This window comes from Streptomyces sp. NPDC024698 (genome assembly GCF_055559015.1).
Map to the genome: position 1 here is coordinate 41,700 of NZ_JBVHLK010000033.1, position 8,325 is coordinate 50,024.

The following is an 8,325-nucleotide window of genomic DNA, read 5'->3' on the forward strand; positions in this document are numbered from 1 at the left end:
AAGGACCTCTTCCATGTATGAGCTCAACCGCATCCTGCTGCGAAACTTCGGGCCGCGAGATGCCCGCTACGAGGACGTGCCCCTGGACTTCTCCGGTGTTGGAGCCGAGGTGGAGACCGCCTCTCTGATTCCCGATGCCGGACACGTCGCTCAACGCCCGGCGCCCGCCAGCCTGGTCATGCTGCAGAACGGCGGCGGAAAAGGCGTCTTACTGACCGGCATCACCTGCACCACCATCCCCTTCCGGCACAGCGATCTGGAGACGCTCCGCAACTTCACCGTCTCCTTGGCCCAGCCGTCGCACGTGGTGCTCGAATGGGCCGACGCCCGCACCGGACGCCTGCTGGTCACCGCGCAGGTCCTGGCGCCCGAGCGTGACGGCAAACTGCACCGCTGCTTCTACAGCTTCCATCCCTCCGCAGCCCTGGACGCCGACCGGCTTCCCTTCCACCGCGAGGGGCACTGGACTCCGTACGAGGACTACTGCACCGAACTGCGCGACTGGGAAAAACGAGTGGAAGCGCTAGAGCTGCACCTCGTTGATGGCCAGGAGAAGTGGGAAAAGCACCAGCGTGGCCTCGGCCTTCAGCCCGAACTCTTCGACGTACAGCGCAGGATGAACGCCAAGGAGAGCGACGCCGCCGCAGCCTTCACCACCAACACTGCCAACGCCTTCGTCGAATGGCTCCTGCGCAAGGCCACAGACGATGACCGGTACACCGAACTCGGCACGGCCTTCCATGGTTATGCCGCCGCACACGACCAGCGTGCCCAGTGGGAGAGGGAGCGGCAGTTCGCGGTGGAGATGCACCATGCATGCGAGGACGTCGCCAGCCTCCACGACATGCTCTCCCGGCACGCCGGTGAAGCCAAGAATGCTGAGAAGGACCTCGTTCACCTCACCTCCGCGGTCCGGGCGCGTCACACCTCGCTCAGCACCACCGAGAGCGAGAGAAACGCCACCCTCAAGGAGACTCACCGCGCGCTAGAAGCCTCCAAGCGCACCAGCGAACTCGCCCACGCATGCGTTCAGCACGTGCAGGCGTGCTCCCACACTCTCGAGCTGGGCGAGATCACCGCCCAAGAGAAGGCAACTCGAGAGAACAGGCAGGAGGCGCAGAATGAGAGCGCGGCTTGGGCGAGCGTTCCGATCGCCCTGCGCCACGCACAGGCGCAGGACGACAACAACCGCGCCCAGCAGGCCCTCGTTCAGGCCGAACTCACCGCCGCCCCCTACGTCCAAGCCCTCGACACCGCAGCAGCCGCACTGCGCGCGGGCTACGCCCGGGCCGAGAAAGAGGCCCGCCACACAATCCTGACCCACCACAACGCCACAGCCGAAACGCAGCAACAGATCGGGCAATGGCGTACCCGCAGCAACAAGCTGCTCACCGCAGCGGGCGCTGCCCAGGAGGAAAGCCGCACCCTGCAGGAGCAGACCAATGCCTTCGCGTTACGCCTGCGCGCCGCCCGGGAGCACGACCTTCTTGCCCCGCAGGAAAGCGCGGCCGATGCCGCCGCCCGCACCCAGGACCAGGCACGCCACAGCGAGCAGCTGCTCCGGGAAGCCGACCAGGCCCGCAAGAGCGTCCGAACCGAACGGGACCGAACCCAGAACGTACTGGCGGAGCAAGAGAAGCTAGTCTGGTCCGCACGTGCGGCCGCGACGGCGGCGGAGAAAGAGACCAGCCGGCTGCGAGCTCAGGCTGAGGACGTTCGCAGTAACCCGCTGTGTTGCGAGCTGCTGGAAGCCAACAGCGACGAACTCCGCGACGGCGACGCTTTGCACTGGCTGGATGGCCACGCCGATGCCCTGCACCAGCTCGCAGAGCGTCGCGCTGGCGGCCTCGAGACCACGCTGACACGCAGGCGCATCGACCTGCAGAACGATCAGACTCTGCTTTCCCTCCTCGACACCAGCGAGGGCCTGTTGCCCGCCGCCGAGGAGGTACGGGACCTGTGCGGGAAGCTGTCGGACCACGGGATCCATGCCGTACCCGGCTGGCAGTGGATGCGCGACAACATCTTTCCCGCGGAGCGCCAGCAGGTCATCAGTACGCACCCCGACCTGGTCGGCGGGATCATCGTGGGCGGACTCGATGGCTTGGACCCCGCCCGCATCCTGGTGGAGCGCCTTCGCCCCCTGCCCTCCGCCGCCGTCACCGTGGGCACCGGAGAGCGGATGCTGAGCACCCAAGCAGCGTCCGATGCGGGACGGTTCGTGGTCGAGCCCTCCCCCGCCCTCCACGACGAGGAAGCCGCCGCACACGAGCGCGCGGCGGTCGACACCCGCATCACCGAGGTCACCCGCGAGGTGGACACGCTCGTGCAGCGCATCACCGCTGTACGCGACCTTCTCCGCCAGATCGCGAACTGGCGTGACGCCTGCGGCATCCGGACGGTGTCCGACCTGCTTGATCAACTGGAACTTCTGGAGACTGCTGCTGAGGAGTCCGAGAGCGCGCTGGCCGCAGCCCGCACCGCTGCGAATGAGCACGAGACTGCGCTGGGGGTCGCTGAGGCCGAATGCGAACGCCGTACCGAAAGCCTTAAGACCGCGCAGAGGATCGCAGAGGATCTGGCTCGCCTAGCAGAAGGGGAATCCGCCGCCGACCAAGCACAGCACCGGATCAAGACCCTTACCAGCGAAAGGATCACCCGTGACAACGAACTCGAGTCGCTGGCATCGCAGATCGACCAGGCGGGCGAGGAGGTCCTGCGTTTCACCCGCGCCATCGAATCAGCCGAGCAAGCAGCAGACGGATACGCCCGGTCGCGCGAAAAGATCACCAGCACGTCCCAAGCGCAACAGGCGCACGCTGCCTCTGACGCACCTCTGTTGCCTCTCCCCTCCCTCCAGCATCGCTACCTGCAAGCGCAGGACGAGCTGAGAGGCGTTGAGGTCGGCGAGGACCAGCAAGTGCGAGCCGCGACAGCGCAGAAGGCCCTCCTGGCCAGCCAGGAGGAATGGGACAAGGTCCCCGAACAGGTGCAGAGGCTGGCCGTGACCCACAGCCGCGACAGGCGGGCCGGAGACGCTGTTCAGCGCGACGCCATTCTGCGTGCCCTCACCACCGAGATCGAATCCTGCGACACGGCTCTTCAGCGGCTGCGGGATCAATCGAGCCGTCTTGCAGAGCGCGCCAAGCATTTGGACCCGGCTGTCTTGCTGAACGAAGAAGACGCCGCTGCCTGGACACCGGCCACCGTTGCTGAGGCCCGCGAGCTGGAAGCCCGGGCCATGGGCGAACTCGCCACGGCTCAGGACAAGGAACGTCTTGCCACCGGTGCCTTCAACGGCGCCCGCCGCGATCAGGCCAGTTCCACCAAGGACCTGGCGGCATTCGACCGTGTCCTGCCGATGCTGGAAACCGCTGTCCACGGCCTGACCGTCCCGCCGGACCGGGCGCCCTACGACGGGACCGCGGAAGCAGCCGCATACGCCGCCCGCCAGGCGACAGCCGCCCACACCACATGCCGCGACACAACGCGCCAGACAGAGCGAAACCTGGAAGGAAGGGTCAGCCGGCTCAAGGAAGTACCCGCCGATGTCCGATTCGAACGACTCGACATCCCCCTGCGTACGCAGATCTCCGCCCTGGACAGCCGCCGCATCCCGGCCATGGCTGCCACCTGGACCAACGCGCTGACCTCCCGCATCGCGGCCCTGAACTCAGATCTCGAAGGCATGGCCAAAGCCCGCGAGGCCCTCGCCTCACAGCTCAGCGGCCACGTCACTGACCTCCTGCAGCGCCTCGACCAGGCCAGTCGCTTCTCCGCCTTCCCTGAGGGAGACGCTCCCTGGTCCGGGCAGAAGTTCCTCACTATCCGCTACAAGAAACCGGACCTGGCTGCTCTCACGGCCCAGATGCATGAGTCTGTCGACGCGCTGGCCGGCAATCAGCGCACGCGCAACCTCAAGGGCATCGACGTCGTAATGCGCTGTCTCCTCGCCGCCGTCCCCCGCGGATTCACCGCCGAGGTCATGAAGCCCAACGCCTCCCAGCGCCTGGACCGCGTTCCCGTCGAGGAAATGAGCCGGGTCTTCTCCGGCGGCCAAGAACTGACCGGGGCCATCCTCCTGTACTGCGCTCTGGCCGCCCTGCGCACCTCTCCGGGACCGCGCAGCCGCACACGCAACGGCGGACTGCTCTTACTCGACAACCCCATCGGCCGAGCCAATGCCGGATACCTCGTCGACATCCAGATGGAGATGGCCGCCGCCCTCGGAATCCAGCTGATCTACACCACCGGACTGAGCGACGAGGACGTCACCTCACGCTTCCCCATGCGCATTCAGCTCCGCAACGACGCCGAGGCCCGAAGTGGCCTCTCCCTCATCCGACTTGAAGACCAGGTGCGCAACGCCCTCATCCCCACACCCCTCATCGCCCCCGACCAAGACGTCCCCGAACCCGCCGGCTGCCTCACCTCAGCCCGGCTGTACAGGAAACAGGACGACGCCCGATGACCTCACCCCCGGATCAGGTCCGCGCTCTGCTCTCCCCAGCAGCAGCACAACTCAGCGCCGCACTCCAGGCCCGCGCCGAACGCATCACAGTCGCCCGGGCCACCCTCATCGAGGCATTCCGCGAGGCTCTACCGGGCCCTGCCAGCGGCGAGCACGCACGCAGCACCCTCGCCACCCTCCTGTACGAAATCGCCGAACACGGCATCGTCCACCTCCCCACCGCCCGTACGAAATGGGACGCTGGCCGCCCAGCCCTTCCCGAGCAGGTCCGGCTCCCCACGGCCGCAACTGTAAGAGCTCCCGCTCCGCGCAGGCATGTCTCGTGGAGGCCGGAACTCGACTGGGCCTACGGTGCACGGCTGACCGCATCACAGACTGAGGACCTCCTCGCCTGCAACCGCTGGTTCCGAGATACCCGCAACCACCCAGACCGACGCGCTCCGCTCCCCCTACGTGAGCGCTCGTACGAGATCTTCCGCCAAGAAAAGCGCCTCGACACCCTGATCACGGGAGCGCTCTTCGCCCCGGGGAGGCTGACCCTCGAACAGCTCTCCACCTACCGCGAACCGCCGCCGCTGGCTTACCGCCGGCTCGGTGGCGGCGACACCGTGCTCGTGGTGGAGAACAGCGACACCTACGCCACCCTGCGAGACCTACTCAAGCCCGCCCCCGGTCGCATCGGATACGTCGCCTTCGGCTCCGGTAGGGCCTTCGAGGCATCCGTCGAATGCATCGCCGAACTCTTCGACATCCACCGGATCGTCTACTACGGCGACCTCGACGCCGAAGGCATCGCCATCCCGGCCAGAGCGTCCATCAACGGCGAACAACACGGACTGCCACCCGTTGAACCGGCGACTGGCCTGTATCGCCTGCTGCTCGCCCACGAATCCACCGCCAGCGACATCATCGCCAGCGAACGGGCCCACAACCTCACAGCATGGCTCCCCAAGGAACTCCGGCAGGCAGCACACGCCCTGCTGACCAAAGGGCAACGCGTAGCGCAGGAGGCGACCAACCGGAACGAACTCAGCGTCGATTCAGACTGGCGATGGTGAGCCTCCCGTCGGCAATAGTTCGTCGTGACTCTTCACCGGTGGGGCTTCGCACGGGCCTGCCTCCTTGAGCAGACGGGCTGTCCTGCGGACAGGGTCTTTGCGTGAAGTGATCTTGTCGGGGTTCATCCGGTGATGCCGAGAGCGGTCAAGGGCCGGCGGTAGTCGCGGGCCGTGTGGCGGAGGGCTGCTGCGATGTTCCGGTGGCCCATCTGGCGGTGGAGACCGATCGCGAGGTTTCGGAGGCTGGCCATGATGCGGGGCAGACCGTCGGTGCGGACCTTGGAGTCGTCCTCGCGGAAGGTTCGGTCCCTGACGTGGTGGATCTTGTTCTCGATGCCCCAGTGCCCGCGGATCCAGCAGGCGATCTGTGCTCCGCTCGCTTCGCCGGGCTTCAGGCTGGTGACCAGGTAGACCCGTTCGATCGTGAGCTTTCCGGCGGTAAGGTCTCGCCTCCAGCGCACGACTTGGAGGGCTTGACGGGCTCCCGGGTAGGCGATGTGGCGGAACGCGGCGGTCTTCAGGCGGCGGATCTCGTGCCGGTGGTGGGCCCGGGTGCGTTCGATGTGGTCCAGGCTGATCTCGGTCCAGGGCAGGCAGCGGATCCGGTCGTGAAGCGTCGGATGGTTGGGCTTGACGACCGAGATGTAGTGGGCGCCGCGGCCACGGAGGTAGCGGGCGTGGTCGTGCTGGGTGTGCAGGGCGTCCGCAGTGATCACAGCACCGTTCAGGTCGATCGTGTCCAGCAGTGGGGCGAAGGCGGGTATCTCGTTGCTCTTGTCGGCGATCTGCCGCTGGGCCAGGACGTTGCCGTGCTGGTCCATCGCGGCGAGCAGGGTGACCGCCGGCCGGTCACGGGTGCGGGAACCTCTCACGGCCTTGCCGTCGACCGCAATCACCCTCCGTTCGCCAGCGGGGCTGCGGGTGGCGAGGAAGCTGCCGACGGCCCGGTCGAAGGTGTCACCGTCCAGTCGTGCCAGCAGGCGGCGGACAGTCCCGGGATGCGGGACCGGAACTGACCCCGTGAGCGGATCTGGAGGGAAGCCGAGCGCCCGAAGCGCCCAGCGGGGAGCGTCGGTGATCCACTCCCCGATGGCGGCCAGCGACCGGGCACCGGTCCGGACGGCTGCGGACGCCGCCGACAGCAGAGCCGCCAGGGGGTACCGCAGTCCGCGGGGATCACGCGGGTCCGGGACGATCGCCAGGAACTGGAACAGATCCACCGCCGCGGCCAGGGGTGGAGTCCGGTTCGCGCGGGCCAGTTGGTCCAGCGCGCAGGACATGGGAGAAGATACGGGTGCAGGCACGGGCTCGCTCGGTACTCATGGGACTTCGACACTCACATGATCACCGGCACCGTGCCTGTATCTGTACCCGGGTCAACCCGCCAGCCAAAAGCAGTACATGACGTCACATCACTGGACGTCAGCGAAAGATCAGAACACAGCACCTTCACGCAACGACCCTGCCTCGAACGCAGAGCGGAATTACACCGGCAGGACCGCTCTCTACCTCTCGTACGCCGCGGCTCGTGGCATCGCTTGGCAGTGCGGTCAGTTCACTCCAGGAATCGAACTGTCCCATGCAACGTCATTTTCGAATTCCGAGCCACTGGGAGGTGTCCAGGAGCGGGTAAGGACGAGTCTTATCAACTTTCCGTCTTTTTCGGGATCGATGGCTTGGAAATATTCGAAGGTCTTGGATTGTCCGGGAGCCAGCGTTCCACTGGATGAATCCAGGTGGTTGCTGCCACCGACGTAGTCTCCGATGTATTCATTGTCGCCAGCTTCGACGGAAACGAATTTGTAACCGTCGGAGGAAAAATCTTCCCCAAGCACGAGATGTTTGCTGCTGGCGTTCAAAACGGTCACTCTCACGGAGATTACGACCTGACTGGTCCTGATTGAAATTGGCTGCCCATCGAGCGATGTCCCGTAAAATTGCTTGAACGGATCAACTTTAAGGGTGAGCCCATCGCTGTAGGCGTAAGATTTCCCTGCATCAAGAATGCAAGGATAGCCGCCGGAGCGGATATTACCCGCACCCAAAGACGGCTTATGCGGAGGCGTACCACCTGCAGCAATGCACGGATCTGAAGCTTTTGAACCGCTTTTTGGTGTCGCCCGTGGAGAGGTTTTTTCGGCTTGACCGCCGCTAGTAACTGAAGAATTTCCAGAATCGGTGGATTTATTTCCGCTGTCGGAAATGAGTCGCACGGCGCCGTAGCCTCCCAGTGAAATGAGCGCAACCGCTACGGCGCCTAAAACAGCCAGTGAGATTCGACTTCCCCGCGTGTTGTTGATCGTCAGCGGTCCGAGTGAAATATGACTGTTGCGAACCCGGGAGGAACCACCGATTACTACGCTGTGCGAGTAGGACTGGGGTGAATCGGATGACTGCGGATCGGCCAGCGCGCGTACGATCTTATCGTGGAAATCACTGTTGGAATCCAACTCATGTGCGAGCAGGGAACGAAGCGCATTTGCTGAGGCCAGATCCGTGGGATTGCTCGTGACATTCGTCAGAGCGGTCTCGCCCTCCTCGGAGTCGCCCAACTGCCGGCGGACCAGGTCGACCACTGCAGTGCCAGCACCCTGCCCGATTGTGCTCGCTGCACCACTTGCCGCCCCGACGAATATTTCGACTACCGTAGAAATCAGTCCGCTATTTTCCATATTTCCCCCAGTCGGTACAATTGCTTAATTTTTTCATGCTTGTCGCCCGGCCGCGCGTGAACCGCTCAATGTAACTGAGCCGAGACAGGGCATATGCCAGAGGCGGTCTCCGGGTTCTCGCCGC

4 protein-coding genes are annotated in these 8,325 nt (G+C 65.1%); 2 read left to right on the top strand and 2 right to left on the bottom strand.

The window, feature by feature from the left end; genetic code table 11:
- Positions 1-13 precede the first annotated feature (13 nt).
- Together ACZ4AA_RS36310 and ACZ4AA_RS36315 are read left to right on the top strand one after the other, a co-directional pair.
- On the top strand, positions 14-4,471 hold the full coding sequence (locus tag ACZ4AA_RS36310) for a hypothetical protein (RefSeq protein ID WP_467612293.1): 4,458 nt from the start codon (positions 14-16) through the stop codon (positions 4,469-4,471).
- Complete coding sequence (locus tag ACZ4AA_RS36315) at positions 4,468-5,529, top strand: Wadjet anti-phage system protein JetD domain-containing protein (protein ID WP_467612296.1); 1,062 nt, start codon at positions 4,468-4,470, stop codon at positions 5,527-5,529. The genes ACZ4AA_RS36310 and ACZ4AA_RS36315 overlap by 4 nt, the downstream gene beginning before the upstream one ends.
- A gap of 122 nt (positions 5,530-5,651) precedes the next feature.
- On the opposite strand, the gene ACZ4AA_RS36320 is transcribed toward ACZ4AA_RS36315, so the two are convergent.
- Together ACZ4AA_RS36320 and ACZ4AA_RS36325 are read right to left on the bottom strand one after the other, a co-directional pair.
- Positions 5,652-6,809 carry an ISAs1 family transposase gene (locus ACZ4AA_RS36320; protein ID WP_467612299.1) on the bottom strand — a complete coding sequence of 386 codons (1,158 nt, stop codon included), beginning with the start codon at positions 6,807-6,809 and terminating at the stop codon, positions 5,652-5,654.
- Positions 6,810-7,079: 270 nt separating this feature from the next.
- Complete coding sequence (locus ACZ4AA_RS36325) at positions 7,080-8,201, bottom strand: hypothetical protein (protein WP_467612302.1); 1,122 nt, start codon at positions 8,199-8,201, stop codon at positions 7,080-7,082.
- Positions 8,202-8,325 lie beyond the last annotated feature (124 nt).

Excerpts from the sequence above, each read along its gene's own strand:
- ACZ4AA_RS36325 (WP_467612302.1), bottom strand. The coding sequence starts at position 8,201 with ATGGAAAATAGCGGACTGATTTCTACGGTAGTCGAAATATTCGTCGGG.
- ACZ4AA_RS36320 (WP_467612299.1), bottom strand. The coding sequence starts at position 6,809 with ATGTCCTGCGCGCTGGACCAACTGGCCCGCGCGAACCGGACTCCACCC.
- ACZ4AA_RS36315 (WP_467612296.1), top strand. The coding sequence starts at position 4,468 with ATGACCTCACCCCCGGATCAGGTCCGCGCTCTGCTCTCCCCAGCAGCA.
- ACZ4AA_RS36310 (WP_467612293.1), top strand. The coding sequence starts at position 14 with ATGTATGAGCTCAACCGCATCCTGCTGCGAAACTTCGGGCCGCGAGAT.